Here is a 15,439-nt window from a genome sequence, read left to right on the forward strand (position 1 = left end):
CGAGCCGGTCCCGGAGCGGCGTCGAGGGCTGTCACCCCACGGGTGGCAGCCCTTCGCCGTGCCGTTGCGCCGCAGGGGGTCTTCGGGGGAGTCGGTGTGCCGGACGGCTGGGGAGGCCGCCCGTCACGTACCCGTGTCCGCGCCCGGGCGGATCCGCCGGCATCCGCCACGAGGAGCCGCGTAGCACGCCACTCGAGCCACCGTCGACTGCGTGTCGTTCGGCCGGATACCGGGCGGGGGGCCCAGGATCTGAGCATGAGCGTCGCTCCTGAGGCACGGCATGGGGTGAGCGGGTCCTGCAGGCCGTGCACGCCGAGGTCGCCGCCCGCCGGGGGCAGCAGGCCCTCACCCGAGCGGTCGCCGGGGGAGGCCCGGACCCGCCGCGCCGAGACCACGGCGGCGGCGATTCCGCCCTCATGACGAGAAGGCCTGGTGAGGGCACCGCCCGAGCCGGTCCGCATTCCTTCGGTGGCATCTCACCACGCACGTTCGGAGGCCACAACGGCACCCGTCGATCGCCAGACCATCCTGAGGGCGGTGACCTTCTGGTTCCGCCCTGCCTTCGCGCTGCGCGTGCTCAACCGCTTCCAGCGGCTCGTCGGCTTCGACCGCTCGATGGCCCTGGCCTCCTCCGCGCTGACGGCCCTGGTGCCCTTGGCCATCCTCCTCGGCGCCCTGGCGACACATCTGGGCGGCAAGGACGTCGCCGACGGCGTCATCGCCCGGTACGGCCTGACGGGGGACGGCGCCGAGGCCGTGCGTGACGTCCTGTCCGCCGCCGGCGACTCGACCCCGTTGGGGATCTTCGGGGCCGCCTTCCTCCTGATCTCCGTGCTGAGTTTCGCGCGTGCCTCCCAGCGGCTCTTCGAACAGGGCTGGCAGCTGAGCCCGCTGAGCATCCGTAACACGGTCAACGACCTGAAGTGGATCATGTTGTTGGCCGTGTACGTCGCACTGAGCGGCTGGGTCCACGCGGCCCTCGGCCGCAGGCCCCTGGCCCTGGCAGCCTCCGTCGTGGTCGCACCGCTGACAGCGGCCTTCCTCATCTCGAGCGGCCGGGTCCTGTCCGCCCGCCGGATCACCACGCGCGACCTCGTACCCTTCGCATGCATCGGAGCGGTCCTGCTGGCCGGCTACTCGATGGCCATGACCGCCTATTTGCCCCGCCTGTTCAACTCCTACACAGACCGCTACGGCGCCGTCGGAGCCGTCTTCGCCATGCTCTCCGGCCTCTTCGGAGCCATGGTCACCACCGTCGCCTCAGCCGCCCTCGGGCGGGAAGTCCACGACGAACTCGCCAGGATCGGCCGTGGCGAGCGCCCGCCCGAGCACGAGGTCCGCCGGGAATGGGAGACCCTCCTGCTCCAGACGCGAGCACGCTGGCACGCCACCCGCGGCCAGACCTTCCTGGCCCGTCTGACGAGAAGGCGCTGACGGGCGGCCGTCGTGGTCGGGGGAAGTCACCGGCCGGCAGTGGATGTCCCGGCTGCTACCACCCTGCTACCTTTCCCGGTATGAGCAGCGCGAAGAAGCAGACCCAACTCCGCCTGGAGCCCGACGTCCTGGCCGCCGGGAAGGACGCGGCCGCCGCTCGCGGTCTGGACTTCAACCAGTACGTCCAGCGCCTGATCACCGAGGACACCACCGGCGCCCGAGCCGCGGGCATGGCCGCCGCCCAGCACCTCCTCGACGTCCACGGCGCCTTCCTGGAGGACCTCGAAGCCCGGCTCGACGCCCAGCACGCCCCCGCTCCGCGCGACGGCCGGGGCGCTGCTGCGTGAGCATGTCCCTGCACGTCGACCTGACCTGGATCCTCGAAGTCGCCGAACGCGCCGGCCGCCGCGACCCCGCCCCCGAGGACCTCGGCGTGCCCTTGGCCGCGGTCGCCCGCCACCGCGCCGAACTCCTCGAACACCCCGTGTACGACGACCCGTACGCCCGCGCCGCCGCCCTCGTCCACACCCTGGGCCGCCTGCGCTGGCTGGAGCGCTCCAACCTCGCCGTCGCCTGCGCGACCGCCGCGATGTACCTGGCCGCCAGCGGCATACCCGCCGACCCCGGCCGCGACCAGCTCACGGTCCTCGCCCGCGAGCTGTACGACCCGCGCACGACGGTCGGCCGGATCGCCGAGCTCCTGAGGTCCTGGGCGAAGTAGGAGCACAGGCCGCGGCCGGGCGTGCCGGAAGGTGGCGTGGTCGACGGACGACGTCAAGGGCCTCACGGGCGCCTGGCACTACGTCAACCACTACCTCGGCACCCCCGACAAGTGGCTGCTGCCCAAGGACCCCGACCTGGTCGGGGCAAGGTGGAGCCAGGAGCGCGAAGGGGTGGTCCAAGACCGACGCACCATCAGAACGCGTTGTGCCTGCGGAACCTGATCGGGCGCCCGTCCGGATCGACGAGGAGGCGGTACAGCGGCATGACGGCGGTGCGTACGGGCGTCGACATGTCCGGCGGACGGTAGGTGCGCAGGCGGCCCGGCGGCCGGGGGCCGCGGCCTCCGCCCTCGTGCCAGGCGTCCAGCGCACGGGCGCACGCCGCGAAGGCGTCGAAGGCCTTCACCGGGTCGCACAGCTCGTTCGGCGTGTACGGCGCGTCCGCGGCGCCGGCGTCCACGTGCTCGCAGGAGAGTTTGAGCCGCAGGTCCCGCGCGAACCGGCGGGCGCCGTCCCCGAGTCCGCCCGGATCGGTGGGCGGCCGCCCGTCGGCGCTCTCGTCCAGCACCAGGCAGCTGAGCTCGGAATCGTGCGTCCAGGAGCGCAGGTTGACGTTGTCCGAGCCCACCGCGGCCCACACGTCGTCGATCACGCATACCTTGGCGTGCACGTACACAGGTGTCCCGGCGTGGTTCTCCAACCCGTACACCGCCAGCCGGTCGCCCCCGGCACGGCGCAGCCGCTCGAGCGCCGAAATGCGACCGACCAGGTTCATCGGCAGCGTGAGCCGCCCGTCCTGCTCGGGGAAGCTGGGGATGACGACGACCATGCGCAGCTCCGGACGGTCGCGCAGCGCCCGGGCGAAGGACTCCACGACGTTCGGGGACCAGAGGTACTGGTCCTCCACGTAGACGAGCGCCCGAGCCCTGCGGAGTGCCTTGAGGTAGCCGCGCGCGATGCTGCGCTCGCCGTCGGGGGCGAACGGGTACCCGCGAAGCAGCCGGTTGGGGTAGGTGCGCAGCACCTGCACCGTGTGGCTTCCGCAGGCAGGGGGGTCGGGCAACTGCGGGGGGACGGCGTCCGCGTCGGTGTCCTCGTGGCTCACCAGTTCGCGGAGGCGGACCAGGGGGCTGCGGCTGAGGGGCGACGGATCATCCCAGCGCTCGCGGAAGCCGGCCTCGACGTCGCCGACCGCGGGACCGCGGAGCGCGAGCTGCACGTCGTGCCAGGGGGGCCTGTGCCCGTAGGCCGATGCGAAGGGCAGGGCCTGGGGGTCGCCAACGTGTGACACGTCGTCGTTGCGGCCGTGGCACAGGTCGATGCCGCCGACGTAGGCCACGTCCCTCTCTGGACGGCCGGGGTGGCGCAGCACGACGAGCTTCTGGTGGTGGGAGCCGCCGGGGCGCACCCGCATGTCGAGGAGGCACTCCGCGCCGGCCTCCTCGAGTTCCTCCTCGAGGTGGCGGTTCTCGCTCTCGCTGAACTGGAACCCGTCCAGGTGGGAACGCCAGACGAGCCCCTTGACGATGACCCCCCTGGACGCTGCCTCGCCGAGGACCGTACCGATCTCCGTCCCCGGGCCGTCGAGCCGCTCGTCCGGGTCGCCGCGCCAGTCGGTGAACATCAGCAGGTCCCCCGCGCGCTGCGCGCGGACCGACCGGAGCAGCTCGGCGAAGTACGTCGCCCCGTGCACCAGCGGCCGCACGTCGTTGCCGCGGGTCCACGCGGCGCCGTCGGGGTGACGTCCGTCCAGCCGGGTCGAGCCGTTGCCCCGCTCACGGACGGTGAGCATCCAGTCGCCGTACTCCACGGTGCAGCCTCCGAACAGGCGGATACCCCTCGGCACGATCCCGACACGGGCGCACGCCACCACGTGCTCGCGACACGGCCGCGTCCCGCCCGCCAGGGCTACCGGCCCGCGCGGATCCCTGCAGGAGTGAGGCCGGTGTGCAGACGCATGGTGCGGGTCAGGTGGCTCTGGTCGGCGAAGCCGCACAGCTGGGCGATCGTGGCGATCGGAGCGTCCGTGGTGAGCAGGGCGCGGCGCGCGCGTTCCAGGCGCAGCCCGACCAGGTACTGGTGCGGGGACCGGCCGGTGGACGCGCGGAAGGCCCGGGTGAAGTGCGAGGGGCTGACACCCGCCACGGCGGCGAGTTCGGTCAGCGAGAGCCGGCCGTCCAGGTAGCCGTTCATGTGGTCGACGACCCGGTTCAGCCTCTTGGGCGTGAGCCCGCCCTCGCGCTCGGGCAGGCGCGGGCCGCGCGTCGCGGCGGTGCGGATCAGGTGGGCCGCGAGCGCCTGCAGCATCGACTGGGCGTACAGCGGATCGGCGGGCCGTGGGCCCTCGTACTCGGCGACCAGGCGCTCGACCAGCATGCCCAGGAACGGGTCGGTCAGGTGGTAGCGCGGGGCCAGCTGCAGCGGGCCGGGCAGGTCGCTCTCGGTGGCGAGCTTCTCCAGCCAGGCCGGTTCGAGGGCGACCAGCATCAGCTCGGCGTCCTGCTCCCAGCACGGCCGGGAAGCCCAGCCGGCCGGGTTGACCAGCGCCTGGCCGCGGTGGAAGCGCTCGCGCCGGGGCGACCGTCGGCGGTCCAGCTGAGGTCGGCCGAGCTGCCGGTGTGCACCACCACGACGTGCCGCGACACCCCCGACGCCGAGGCCGAATACGACGTGATGCACGCGGTGAACGCCAAGGCCGCGTACTTCTTCATCCGCGAGGCGGGCAAGCGGCTGAACGACGGCGGCAAGGTCATCACCATCGTGACCTCCCTGCTGGCGGCCTTCACCGACGGCTACTCCACCTACGCCGGCGCCAAGGCACCCGTCGAGCACTACACCCGGGCCGCGGCCAAGGAGTTCGCCGCCCGCGGCATCTCGGTCAACAACATCGCGCCGGGCCCGATGGACACCCCGTTCTTCTACGGCCAGGAGACCCCGGAGCGGGTCGCCTTCCACAAGTCCCAGGCGATGGGCGGCCGGCTGACGAAGATCGAGGACATCGCGCCGATCGTCACCTTCCTGGCCACCGAGGGTTGGTGGATCACTGGCCAGACCCTCTTCGCCAACGGCGGCTACACCACGCGCTGAGCCTTCGGACGGCGCCCGGGACCGTTCGCGTCCCGGGCGCCGTCCGTCCCCTCGACACCGTCCCTGCGCGATGTGGACGAGCGCTGTGAATGCTGTCCGGTACCTGAGATTCCGATCAGGGTTACTTGCCGGTCAACTTGACGGCACAGGCCCGAGCGCAGTCTCCCGCCGCTCCGGGTCGGGCGTGATCGCCTCCAGCGGCGGTACGGATGCCTACCGCCAGTGGCGCAGGGTGCGGGCCAGAGCCGGGGGGAGGAGGCGCTTGCCCAGGCGGCGGGTCAGTCGGCCGCGCCGGGTCGGCGTGTTCCCTGACGGTACGGCCGCGGGGCCGGGAGCCTGTTCCGGGGCCGGGGCCGGGGCCGGGGCCGGGCCGGGGCCGGGGGAGGTCGTTTCGTAGCGGGAGCGCGGGTGCGGTGGGGGGACCGCCTTGCGGCCGGTGATCCGGATCAGGGGTGCGCCGGCCACCTCTTCCACCCCGTGCCACAGGTCCTCGCGGGCGGTCAGGAACGCGGCCAGTTCCGTGCGCAGCGGCTCGGGGTCGTCCCACGTCGCGTACATCTTGTGCTGGGTGATGCACAGGACGTGCAGGCGCCGCGCGTCCACGGCTCCCCAGACGGCCGCTGCGACGCCCGGGCAGTGCTCCGCTCTGAAGTCATCGAAGACGACCACTGCTCCGGGGGCTGCCAGGAGCCGCGAGGTTTCCACGTCCGTGCGCACGTGCGCGTACAGGTGCGAGGCGTCGACGTGAACGAAGCGGCAGGAGGCGGGTCGCACGCGGTCGGGCAGTACTGCCGTCACTGCCTGCACCACCGTTGGCAACTCGTCGTGGAACGCCCGGTAGTTGGCCTCGAACGCCCGGCGCGTCAAGGTGGCGTACGAGCGTCGCATCTCGCCGTCGTTGCTGGCGTCCTCGGCCGGGGAGTCGAAGAGGTCGCAGACCGTGAACTCCTCTCCCTCCTTGAGGTACCCGCCGAGGAAGATGGCGCTCTTGCCCATGTAGGCGCCGAGTTCCAGGAGGTCCCCGCCGCCGGACGGGCTGGTGTTCTGGCGGCTCAGGAACCAGTCGAAGAGGATCTGGTCTGCCGGCCAGAACCATCCCTTCACCTCGTCCAAACGCGTGGGCGCAGGGAGGCTCAGGGGTTCCTCGGGCCGTGCAAGCGGTGCGGTCATGGGGTGGACATCCCAGGAGCGAGGGGGTGGTCGATCCGGCGAGAGTACGAGCTGCAGGTGACGGTACGGCGAACGGCCGCCGGCTGCACAGCGGCGCCCGTCGGTACACCACACGGCTCCGGGCGCCGTCGCGCTCGGCTCCGCGTCCGCCGGTGCTCTGGCCGCGACCGTGGGCGCCCGGTGGGCCCTGGGGGGAGGGCTCGGGAGGACGCAACCGTACGGAAAGCGAGAGAAGCGGGCGCAATCGTCGCGGAACCGTCGTATCCACGCCCTGCGTCATGATCAACAACGGTTGCCTACCGAAGGAGACCCATGCCCATGCGTCCTGCCCGCCGTACCGTTCTGGCCGCGCTCGGAGCCGGAGCCGGCGCCGTGATCACCGCCGCCTCCTCCGGGTCGGCCGCAACCGGGCCCGCGGCGCGGGCTGCGGGCCCGGCCGGTCACCGACCCTCGCGGGTCCTGGCCGCACTCGAACGCGAGCACGGCGCGCGCCTCGGGGTGTACGCCCTCGACACGGGCACCGGACGGGCCGTCACCCACCGGGCGGACGAGCTCTTCCCCATGTGCTCGCTGTTCAAGACGCTGGCCGCCGCCGCGGTACTGCGCGATCTCGATCACGACGGCTCGATCCTCGCCCGCCGCATCCACTACACCCAGGAGGACATCAACCGGTCCGGCTATTCCAAGTGGACCGAGCGGGCCGAAAACCTCGCGAACGGTCTGACGATCGGCGAACTGTGCCGGGCCGGCATCACCTACAGCGACAACACCGCTGCCAACCTGCTGCTGCGTGAACTCGGCGGCCCGGCCGCAGTCACCCGCTTCGCCCGCTCCCTCGGCGACCGGGTGACCCGCCTGGACCGGTGGGAGCCCGACCTGAACAGCGCCGAACCGGACCGCGTCACCGACGTCACCACCCCGCGGGCCATCGCCCGTACGTACGCCCGACTGGTCCTCGGCAACGCCCTCGACCGCCCGGACCGGGAGCTGCTGGCCGAATGGCTGTGCGCGAACACGACGAGCGACGAGCGCTTCCGCAAGGGGCTGCCCACCGAATGGCGCCTGGGCGACAAGACGGGCGGCGGCTCCTACGGCACGAACAACGACGTAGGCGTCGCGTGGCGTCCGGACGGGGCACCGCTGGTCCTGGCGGTCCTGACGACGAAGCCCGAGAAGGACGCGGGGGCGGATGACGACCTCGTGGCCCAGGCCGCGACCGCACTGGCCGAGGTGTTCACCACCTCACCCGGCCACGCGGCCGGGTGAACCGGCCGACCGGAGGCCAGGGACCAGCGCCCAGGGCGAGCCTTCGACGGTGACGTCGCGGCGGCGCGCCGTGAACGGCAGCCGGTGACGCGCGGGTCGGCGGTCGACTGATCGCCACGGCGGAGATCCCCAGCCCTGGCCTCCGCCGGTCACCCACCCCCGAGACGGCCGGGCCTCGGCCCGCCCGCCCGGAGATGACGCGCGGGCGGGCCGAGCACCCTCCTCCGGTGGGCTACCTCGGGCCGATCGTGACCTTGTACGTGGTTCCGGCCCTCCCGCGGGTGTTCACGGTGACGGTCCGGCCACGGCCGTCCCATCTGGCGTCGCCGCCCCGGACCGTGACGCGGTAGCCGTTCGGATAGGCGTCCTCGGGCACGGTGATCTGGGTGGGTCCCCGGACGTCGTCGCGCGTGCGGAAGGTGAGCAGGTAGGTGTGAGCGGCGGGGTCGTACGTGAAGCTCAGCGGGTCACCCGCGACGGCCCGCGCGTAGGGCTGGGCGAGCAGCCGGGCGCTGGGCTTCGCCGCGCCCGTCTGGTCGAGGAAGCAGTAGCCGCCGCCCCGGCACCACTGCCACCACGTCCAGCCGCTGGAGAACCGGTCCAAGGAGGCCGTCATGTCGGTGACGAACTGGCTCGCGTGCGGAACGTAGGGGTTGCCGCCCCACTCCCCGACGATCACCGGCATGCGGTTGCGGGTCGGATAGTCGCTGATCGCGGCCTCGTAGGCGGGGATGAAGGTCCCGTCGGGGTCGTAGTCGGAGCCGGTTTCCATCGCGGTCTCGTAGAAGTGCGGCGCGTACCCGGCGTGCGGGTCGTCGATGTGCCCCAGTCGGGTGGGGACGCCGAGACCGACGATGACGGTCGGTTCGACGAACACCCACGACGTGCGGTCGACCAGGCGGATCGCGTGGGCGAGTCGGTTCCACATCTCGGTGAGCTCGCCGGCCTCGAAGCGGGCCGCGGCGGCAGGGAGGTCCTCGCCCTCGAGGAACCTGGCGAACGGTTCGTTCATCAGGTCGTAGCCGAGCAGCGCCGGGTGCCCGCCCAGGGCGGAGGCGACCGTCACCCACATGCGGGCGTGCGCGGCACGCAGGTCGGCGTCCTTGTGCAGGTGGTCGAAGGCGGCTTGTACGGACGGCTCGAAGTACTCGGAGAACCAGTCGTCGGGGATCGGCCAGAACGGCAGCCCCTCGTCCCGGGTGGCCCAGTCGGGAACGCCGCGCGAGCCGAAGTGGGGCCCGTACACGTCCTGGTGGGCGTCCAGGACGACCTTGACGTGGTAGCGCTCGGCCCAGTCGAGGATGCGACGCATCTTGGCGAGGTAACCGCGGTCGTAGTGCCCGCGGGTGGGCTCGAGGTCGTCCCAGAAGAACGCCAGGCGTGCGAGGTTGAACCCCCGCGCCGCCATGTCTCTGAGGTCGCTCTCGCGGATGTCGGCGAACGCGTCGGCACCTCGACTGCTCTTGTCGGCGAGGTTGAACCCGCGCCACTGCAGTGCGCGACCGCGGTCGTCGGTGATGAAGGTACGGTCACCGACCGTGACGCGGTCGGGGGTACGGTTGGGACGGGCCTGGGCCTGCGCGGGCAGGACGCCGAGCAGGAGGGCTGCCACGGCGAGGGCGACGGGGGCGAAGCGGGAGGTCCGGACCATGCAGGAGACCCTTTCAGGGGTGGCTTCTCGGACGGAGGGCTGCCGGCCGGTCGGATGTTACTGATGAGTGACTCAAGTTCCCATCATTCCGCAGGAGTTGACCAGACACCCTGCATCGAGGACGGCCGTCGCCGAGGACCGAGGCGGTGGCTGAACGAATCCATCAGCTTCCGCCGGGAGACCCCTCGACAGCTGCCTCGCGTCGAGGACGGATGGGCAAGCTGGCGCGGGCCCCTCTCCGATCCCGTGTGCGTCGGCCCGGCGCCAGGCCCCCGCCCGTGCCATGCCCCAGCCGTTCCGCCGGTCCAAGGCCGGTATCGCAGGGTGCAGGAAGGGCTCCGGCACCTTCCGCGGCCGTGAACAGCAGTTTTCCGCATGAGATCCGCACGGCTGGCACCACTATCGTGGTCGTGCCAGGATTGAGAGAATTGGTCAGGCCTTCAACAGCGCGGCGGTGCGGGGATTCCCCGACACGCTCAAGTCCGATCGAACCCGAGCCCGCACCTTCCGCCCGGAACCGCCCCAGCAGCTCGCCGACGCGGTGCCCAGCCGTTCTGGACGGCGGCGTCGGCCCCCGGCGAACGCTCCAGCCATTCGATTGGGCCGACGCCCTCTCACACCGTGGCTCCGGTCCAAGCCCGCCAGCTCCCGTCCAAGCCTGCCGGACGGCACCTGTCGCTTCGCGACGGGTGCCGATGGATCAGGACACCTGGCCATGCGAGGTGGAGTGATGAGCATTCAACGCTCCCGTCCGGACTCGAACGGGATCACCAAGCGGTTGCCGTCGCGAGCAGCACGCCCGGGACGACGGAGGCGGTCGCACCCGGGACGGCGCCGGACGGGCCCGATGACGCTGTCCGCGACGCTCGTCGCGGTGCTGCTCGTCGCGGGGAGTGCGTCCGCACAGGGAGCCTCCTCGCACCCTGGCGGACAGGCCGCGCCCGCCGGCGCACGGACCGCCGTGACCGTGCCGGACAGCTTCAGCCCCGTGGTCGTGACACCGATCAGCAGTCCGACGTTCCCCTGGCTGGGCAGCGACCGGAAGTACCACGTCTCCTACGACCTGCAGTTGACCAACGCCTCGCGGCTGCCGGCCACGCTCACCAAGGTGCAGGTGGTCGACGCCGAACACCCCGACACCGTCGTCGCCACCCTCTCCAGCCGCCAACTGGTCGATCCCGACTGCACGTACGGAGCCTGCAACCTGCTGCGGGTGCTGCCCTCGTCGAACGCCACCGACACCGTCATGGCCCCCGGCCAGTCCCGAGCCCTGATGGTGGACCTGACCTTCGACTCGCTGGACCAGGCGCCGGCCGAGGTCATGCACCGGCTGTTCCTCACCGGGCAGGCCGCGCCCCCGGCCACCAAGCCGAGTCCGATCAGCTACCTCGCCGCGCCGTTCGACATCTCCTCCGGCACGCCGCGGGTCATCGCGCCCCCGCTCAGAGGGGACGACTGGGTCGCCGCGAACGGCTGCTGCGGCACCGGCGGGGCGCACCGCCCCGCGCTCAACTCGGTGAACGGCAAGCTGGCCAACTCCCAGCGCTTCGCCATCGACTGGATGAAACTCACCGACGAGGGCAAGTTCTACAACGGTGACAAGACGAAGAACGAGAGCTACGCCGACTACGGCGAAGCGGTGTACGCGGTCGCCGACGGCACCGTGAGTTCGACGCTCGACACGGTCGAGGCAGGCACCCCCGGCATCCTGCCCGCCAACGACCCCGTCCTCGGCCCGAAGCTCACCGTCCAGAACGTGGACGGCAACCACGTCATCCAGGACCTCGGCGGTGGCGTCTGGGCCATGTACGCGCACCTGATCAAAGGCAGTCTGCTGGTCAAGCCGGGGGACAAGGTCAAGAAGGGCCAGAAGATCGCGGATCTGGGCAACACCGGCAATTCCAACGCCCCTCACCTGCACTTCCAGCTGATGGACGACCCGTCACTGCTGGAGGCCGACGCCGTCCCCTACGTCATCGACCGCTTCACCTACCAGGGCCAGATCCCCTACCCGGTCTGGCTGGCCACCGACGACTACCTGAGCGGCACCTTCCTGCAGGGCAGGCTGCCCGAGCCACAGTCCCGCACCGACGAACTGCCTCTCGTCCTGGCCGTCGTCGACTTCCCGGATTCGTGAGGACGCGCTGGGCCTGACTTCGGGCCGGACCTCGCCCGCCACGGCATCACGTCGTGCTCACCGCCGGCGCACCGCAGCGAACCAGCGCACGATCGCCGACGTAGCCGCGACATTGGAGCCCAGGTGGCGAGATCCGCGGTAGTCGACGGCGCCGAGATCTACGACCGGGGCGTCCACGCCGTTCCTGATCAGAGCCGCCTGGCAGTGCTCCGTGTTCGCGGTGACGGCCTGCTCGTCCCCACGCGCCGCATAGAGGCGGACCGGGGCCCGGGGCGCCCAGTCGGTGCATACGGCATCGGTTGTGCGCAGCGCGGCCGCCAGCGGCCCCGTCGGATGCGCGAGCAGCTCGCGGCCGTGTTCCGTCAGCAGCTCATCGAGAGTGCCTGGCGTGCCCCGCATCAGCTGTTCCCCGGTGTGCGCACCGTCGAAGAGCGCCTCGACGGTGGTGTCGTACGGGGCTCGGAAGACCTCGCCAGGGGTGTCGTAGACGTGGTGGAGCCGTTGGAAGGCCACCAGGGTGTAGGCGGCGTACACCACACTCGGCTTGGGTGCCAGCCTGCCCTCGAGCAAGGCGGGCAGCTCCGTGCCACCGAAGTCGTACGCGCCGCTGACCGGTGCCAGCGCACCGAGCCTGAACCAGGGGTCCTCACCCGTCTGAAGAGCCCGGCCGAGCCCGAGCGCCGCCGACGCGCCCTGCGAGAACCCCGTGACCATGACCTTCCGCGCCAGTACGTGTCCGGTGCGGGGCGCGAAGGCGCGGGCCGCCCGCAGCATGTCCAGCGATGCCGTGGTCTCGGAGCCGATGTCCATCCAGGGGTGCAGACCGGGTCCCTTGCCCATCCCCAGATAGTCGGGCGCGACCCCCGCGGCGCCCGCCGACGCATGCGCGATCACCGGCGCCGACACGAAGGCACGGCGCTGCATGGACGGGGAGTCGTCCTTGTGGCTGCCGGTGCCGTGCGCGAAGGACACCGCGTGCAGCCGTTTCACGCCGTTGAGCGGCAGCACGAACAGTCCGCTCGCCGTGGTGGGCCGTCCGTGCGGATCGACGGTCCGGTACACCAGCCGGTACGCGACGACGCCGTGCCGGACGGTGTCGTCTTCGAACCCGACCGCTCTCAGCTCGGCGGCCACGTCCTGCGGTGTCGCGAGCGTGTAGATCTTCTCGGCGGAGACCAGTGTGCCGCGGCCGTGCTCCCCGTGCTGTGCCTGCGTCTGTGCGTGGGCGGCAGGCGCAGTGGCGGCGGTGGCGGTGGCGACGGACGGCGCAGCCAGTACCAGACTGCAGCAGAGGGCTGCCCCGACTGCCCGGAGGCCGCCGCGGTACCGCATTGCGCCGCGCGAGGACGGTGAGGGGACGATGACCACTGGTTCCTCCAAACATGCTTCCGGCAAGGCAGGTTCAGCTTCACGCTCTTGCCACTCCGGCGCACTGGTGCAACCCCCCGAGTCCCCGTCGTGCCAACCCCCGTTCGCGTGACCGACCTACGTGTCGCTGAGGGTGACAGCAGTCGGGAGGAGGGTGCCGTCCGGGAGAACCGCAGCGCTTGGACGTCGCCGGTGTAGTCGTCGACCGGCCGACCGCTCTGGTCGCGCAGGCTGTAGGCGTCCCACAGGTGCACTGCGCCGCCGGAGGCCGCGGCGAGCCTCCGCTGCGACTCCGTGAGGGTGGTGAACTGCCGCACCCGGCGCGCACCGTGTACGACACAGGGCCCTCACCTTCCGGGTGAGGGCCCTGCGGCTCACTCTCGCCCTGCCCCTGATCCGGTCCGCGCCCGCACTCCACGTCCAGCCGTGGTCGGTCGGGTAGACCGACCCGCTCACGCCGGCAAGGCGAGGGGGGCGCGGCCGATGCGGATCAGCGCCGGGCAGCGGGGCGGTTGGGCGGCGGAGCGAAGACCGAGTGGGCCGTCCGGCTGCCGTCGGGCGTGGTGGACGCGACGAGGGCCGGGACCTTGGACACGTCGACCACGCCGTTCTTCACCCAGGGCGGAGCCTTGGGCGCCCGGGAGGCCGACGCGGCGAACCCGTCACCCGCCAGTTCGTGGTAGCCCGACCACACGCTCCCCCCACGCCACTCGTCCCACTCCTCGTCCCACACGTACCCGTTCGCGGTGACGCCGTAGAAGCCGGGTCCGCACGGGACGTTCCAGTACCGCGAGAAGTCCGTCTTCCACTGGGTGGCGGTGTTGAACCGCCAGCCGGTGTCGAAGCAGACCGCCCACTCGGTGCCGGTCCACTTCCAGATGGTCTCCAGCGAGCCGATCCAGCCCGCCGGGACGTACCGGTCCCAGCCGCAGCGGATCAGGTGGTCGAAGTCCTTCGTGTGCGAGTACACCGTCGACTTCGAGAATCCGCCGCCGTTGCCGTGGCTCACCTCGGACCGCCCCTCGGTGCACACGGGGGTCTCCGACAGCTCCGGGTCCTCGTAGTAGGTGAGCTCCTTCTCGTACACATAGTGGGCCTGCGCCGCGGTCGACGTCGCCAGCAGCGTCAGGGCGGCCAGGGCCGCCACGCCGACGGCTCGTGACACCCCTCGGATCCCGCGCGGCGTAGCGCCCGAGGCCCCCCGCTGCCGACCGGCCGTCCGACTCTCTTCCTGTTTCATCCAGGTCCTCCCCTTGGACGGGGCCGCGCTCTCCGAACACGGCCCGGCCGATGTCCGGCCGAGACCCACGCTCCGTGGCCGGCGGATTGTTGCGCTGCCCCTCCCCGACCACGAAACAATCCGGTCGCCCGCACCGCTCCGGGCGCGGCCGCGCCGCCCGGCCCACGCGGCCTCGCGAAGCCGGGGCACGGGCCCCACCGGAACACGGACGGCAACTCCACCCGCTTCTCCACCCGCGGGTCCGGCCAGGATTCGCAACCGACGGCCTACGGCAGGTGGCGGGCGAAGAAGCGGTCCAGCCGGCGTCGTACCGCAGCGATCGTGCAGGTCGGGTCGCCGGAGCCCACCAGCGCGGCCCGCGCCTCGGCCGTGACCAGGCCGGTGGCGGCCAGGTGGGGCACCAGGGCCGCGTAGTCGGTGAAGGCCCAGTGGTTGGCGTCCCGGAGCACCGCCCGTTCCCCCGGAACTCCCCTCCACGAGCTGTCGATCCGGTCGGCGCCCGCGGAGAAGCCGTCGGTGCGGAAGAGCAGGAGCGGCCGGCCGGTGTCGGGCACGGCCGCGACGTCGAGATAGCCCTCCAGGTTGGCGACGGCCTTGACCCGGGAGGCACGGACGGCGGCGTACACGGCGGCGGTGCCCCCGGCGGAATGCCCGTAGATCCCGATGCCGGAGGCCTCCGGCAGCAAGCGGGGGAGTCGGTCGAGGACGAGGCGGAGGTCGGCCACCCGGGTGTCGATCATGGTGCGGAACGTCGCCGGGTCCGGCGGCCCCATGAGGACGGTGGTGCGCAGCCCGGTCGGCAGTTCCACCTGACTGGCGTCCCCGGGGTGGTCGACGAGGACCACGGTCCGGCCGTGGCTCGCCAGGTCCTCGGCCAGGCTGCTGCCGAGGGCGCGGCAGTCCCCGCCGCCCGGGCTGTAGAGGAGCACCGGCCGCCGCCCCGGCAGTGGGGGTGCGCCGATACGCCCGTGGGTGCGGACGGCGCCCCAGTCCACCGTGCCCTCCGACGGGAGACCCGGGTGGATCCTCGGGGCCAGCTCGGCGAACTTGCGTGCCTCGGCCGGGGTCAGTTGCGTAGCCCGCGGGCAGCCGCGCACCCCGGCGGCCGGGTACAGGACGGTGAGCATGACCTCGCGCGCCCCGCCCACCCACGGGTCGGCACGGGCCGGGTCGGTGAGGTGGACGGTGCGCAGGCCTACGGGGTACGGGCCGGTCGGCGCGGGCAGCGAGAGCGCCTCGAGGGCCGGCGAGCGGGCTGCGACGGGGGCGAGCGGCACGGCCAGGGCGCCTTTGAGGAGGGTGCGTCGGGAGGTCATGCGAGCATCCTGGGGGCGCACCGGGTCGGTCCGCGAAGGTTCAGGCCC

General features: G+C 72.0%; 13 protein-coding genes and 1 pseudogene. 7 read left to right on the forward strand and 7 right to left on the reverse strand.

Annotated features, from left to right (window positions below; all coding sequences use genetic code 11):
* Positions 1–537: 537 nt before the first annotated feature.
* The 4 genes from ACIQCH_RS01320 (at position 538) to ACIQCH_RS01335 (ending at position 2,378) form a co-directional block, all read left to right on the forward strand.
* A complete protein-coding gene (locus ACIQCH_RS01320) occupies positions 538–1,434 on the forward strand; it encodes a YhjD/YihY/BrkB family envelope integrity protein (protein WP_402576658.1) in 897 nt (298 codons plus the stop codon).
* 80 nt (positions 1,435–1,514) lie between these two features.
* Entirely contained in the window at positions 1,515–1,781 is a 267-nt protein-coding gene (locus ACIQCH_RS01325; protein WP_402576660.1) for a hypothetical protein, read from the forward strand.
* Positions 1,782–1,783: 2 nt separating this feature from the next.
* A complete protein-coding gene (locus ACIQCH_RS01330; protein ID WP_402576895.1) occupies positions 1,784–2,155 on the forward strand; it encodes a fic family toxin-antitoxin system, toxin component in 372 nt (123 codons plus the stop codon).
* A gap of 31 nt (positions 2,156–2,186) precedes the next feature.
* Positions 2,187–2,378, forward strand: a complete 192-nt coding sequence (locus tag ACIQCH_RS01335; RefSeq protein ID WP_402576662.1) for a hypothetical protein — start codon at positions 2,187–2,189, stop codon at positions 2,376–2,378.
* On the opposite strand, the gene ACIQCH_RS01340 is transcribed toward ACIQCH_RS01335, so the two are convergent.
* Complete coding sequence (locus ACIQCH_RS01340) at positions 2,350–3,966, reverse strand: phospholipase D family protein (protein WP_402576664.1); 1,617 nt, start codon at positions 3,964–3,966, stop codon at positions 2,350–2,352. The two genes, ACIQCH_RS01335 and ACIQCH_RS01340, sit on opposite strands and share 29 nt — an antisense overlap.
* A 98-nt stretch (positions 3,967–4,064) precedes the next feature.
* Positions 4,065–4,643 carry a helix-turn-helix domain-containing protein gene (locus ACIQCH_RS01345; protein ID WP_402576666.1) on the reverse strand — a complete coding sequence of 193 codons (579 nt, stop codon included), beginning with the start codon at positions 4,641–4,643 and terminating at the stop codon, positions 4,065–4,067.
* A gap of 156 nt (positions 4,644–4,799) precedes the next feature.
* Here ACIQCH_RS01345 and ACIQCH_RS01350 point away from each other — a divergent pair.
* Positions 4,800–5,243 (forward strand): annotated as a pseudogene (locus ACIQCH_RS01350) (SDR family oxidoreductase); the annotation flags it as partial.
* Between the two features lie 213 nt (positions 5,244–5,456).
* Here the strand turns inward: ACIQCH_RS01350 and ACIQCH_RS01355 are convergent.
* Positions 5,457–6,413: a class I SAM-dependent methyltransferase gene (locus ACIQCH_RS01355; RefSeq protein ID WP_402576668.1), complete on the reverse strand. Its 957-nt coding sequence runs from the start codon at positions 6,411–6,413 to the stop codon at positions 5,457–5,459.
* 312 nt (positions 6,414–6,725) lie between these two features.
* On the opposite strand from ACIQCH_RS01355, the gene bla reads away from it, so the two are divergent.
* Positions 6,726–7,679 (forward strand): class A beta-lactamase, encoded by a 954-nt coding sequence (gene bla / locus ACIQCH_RS01360; protein ID WP_402576670.1) that lies wholly within the window; start codon positions 6,726–6,728, stop codon positions 7,677–7,679.
* 232 nt (positions 7,680–7,911) lie between these two features.
* On the opposite strand, the gene ACIQCH_RS01365 is transcribed toward bla, so the two are convergent.
* Complete coding sequence (locus tag ACIQCH_RS01365) at positions 7,912–9,330, reverse strand: cellulase family glycosylhydrolase (protein WP_402576672.1); 1,419 nt, start codon at positions 9,328–9,330, stop codon at positions 7,912–7,914.
* 847 nt (positions 9,331–10,177) lie between these two features.
* On the opposite strand from ACIQCH_RS01365, the gene ACIQCH_RS01370 reads away from it, so the two are divergent.
* Complete coding sequence (locus ACIQCH_RS01370; protein WP_402576674.1) at positions 10,178–11,467, forward strand: M23 family metallopeptidase; 1,290 nt, start codon at positions 10,178–10,180, stop codon at positions 11,465–11,467.
* Positions 11,468–11,524: 57 nt separating this feature from the next.
* Here the strand turns inward: ACIQCH_RS01370 and ACIQCH_RS01375 are convergent, their stop codons facing one another.
* The 3 genes from ACIQCH_RS01375 to ACIQCH_RS01385 all read right to left on the reverse strand — a co-directional run bounded on the left by ACIQCH_RS01375 (position 11,525) and on the right by ACIQCH_RS01385 (position 15,391).
* The gene (locus tag ACIQCH_RS01375; protein ID WP_402576676.1) at positions 11,525–12,835 is read right to left on the reverse strand and encodes an alpha/beta hydrolase family protein; all 1,311 of its coding nucleotides are present in this window, start codon (positions 12,833–12,835) and stop codon (positions 11,525–11,527) included.
* 490 nt (positions 12,836–13,325) lie between these two features.
* Positions 13,326–14,000 (reverse strand): hypothetical protein, encoded by a 675-nt coding sequence (locus tag ACIQCH_RS01380; protein ID WP_402576678.1) that lies wholly within the window; start codon positions 13,998–14,000, stop codon positions 13,326–13,328.
* A gap of 341 nt (positions 14,001–14,341) precedes the next feature.
* The gene (locus ACIQCH_RS01385) at positions 14,342–15,391 is read right to left on the reverse strand and encodes an alpha/beta fold hydrolase (RefSeq protein WP_402576680.1); all 1,050 of its coding nucleotides are present in this window, start codon (positions 15,389–15,391) and stop codon (positions 14,342–14,344) included.
* Positions 15,392–15,439: the final 48 nt, after the last annotated feature.

The sequence above is a fragment of the Streptomyces sp. NPDC093225 genome (genome assembly GCF_044753805.1).
Classification (GTDB): Bacteria; Actinomycetota; Actinomycetes; order Streptomycetales; family Streptomycetaceae; genus Streptomyces.

What these genes read in the sequence shown, in the direction of transcription:
- ACIQCH_RS01365 (WP_402576672.1), bottom strand. Translation starts at nt 9,330, where the DNA reads ATGGTCCGGACCTCCCGCTTCGCCCCCGTCGCCCTCGCCGTGGCAGCC.
- ACIQCH_RS01385 (WP_402576680.1), bottom strand. Translation starts at nt 15,391, where the DNA reads ATGACCTCCCGACGCACCCTCCTCAAAGGCGCCCTGGCCGTGCCGCTC.
- ACIQCH_RS01325 (WP_402576660.1), top strand. Translation starts at nt 1,515, where the DNA reads ATGAGCAGCGCGAAGAAGCAGACCCAACTCCGCCTGGAGCCCGACGTC.
- ACIQCH_RS01370 (WP_402576674.1), top strand. Translation starts at nt 10,178, where the DNA reads ATGACGCTGTCCGCGACGCTCGTCGCGGTGCTGCTCGTCGCGGGGAGT.
- bla (WP_402576670.1), top strand. Translation starts at nt 6,726, where the DNA reads ATGCCCATGCGTCCTGCCCGCCGTACCGTTCTGGCCGCGCTCGGAGCC.
- ACIQCH_RS01330 (WP_402576895.1), top strand. Translation starts at nt 1,784, where the DNA reads ATGTCCCTGCACGTCGACCTGACCTGGATCCTCGAAGTCGCCGAACGC.
- ACIQCH_RS01345 (WP_402576666.1), bottom strand. Translation starts at nt 4,643, where the DNA reads ATGCTGGTCGCCCTCGAACCGGCCTGGCTGGAGAAGCTCGCCACCGAG.
- ACIQCH_RS01355 (WP_402576668.1), bottom strand. Translation starts at nt 6,413, where the DNA reads ATGACCGCACCGCTTGCACGGCCCGAGGAACCCCTGAGCCTCCCTGCG.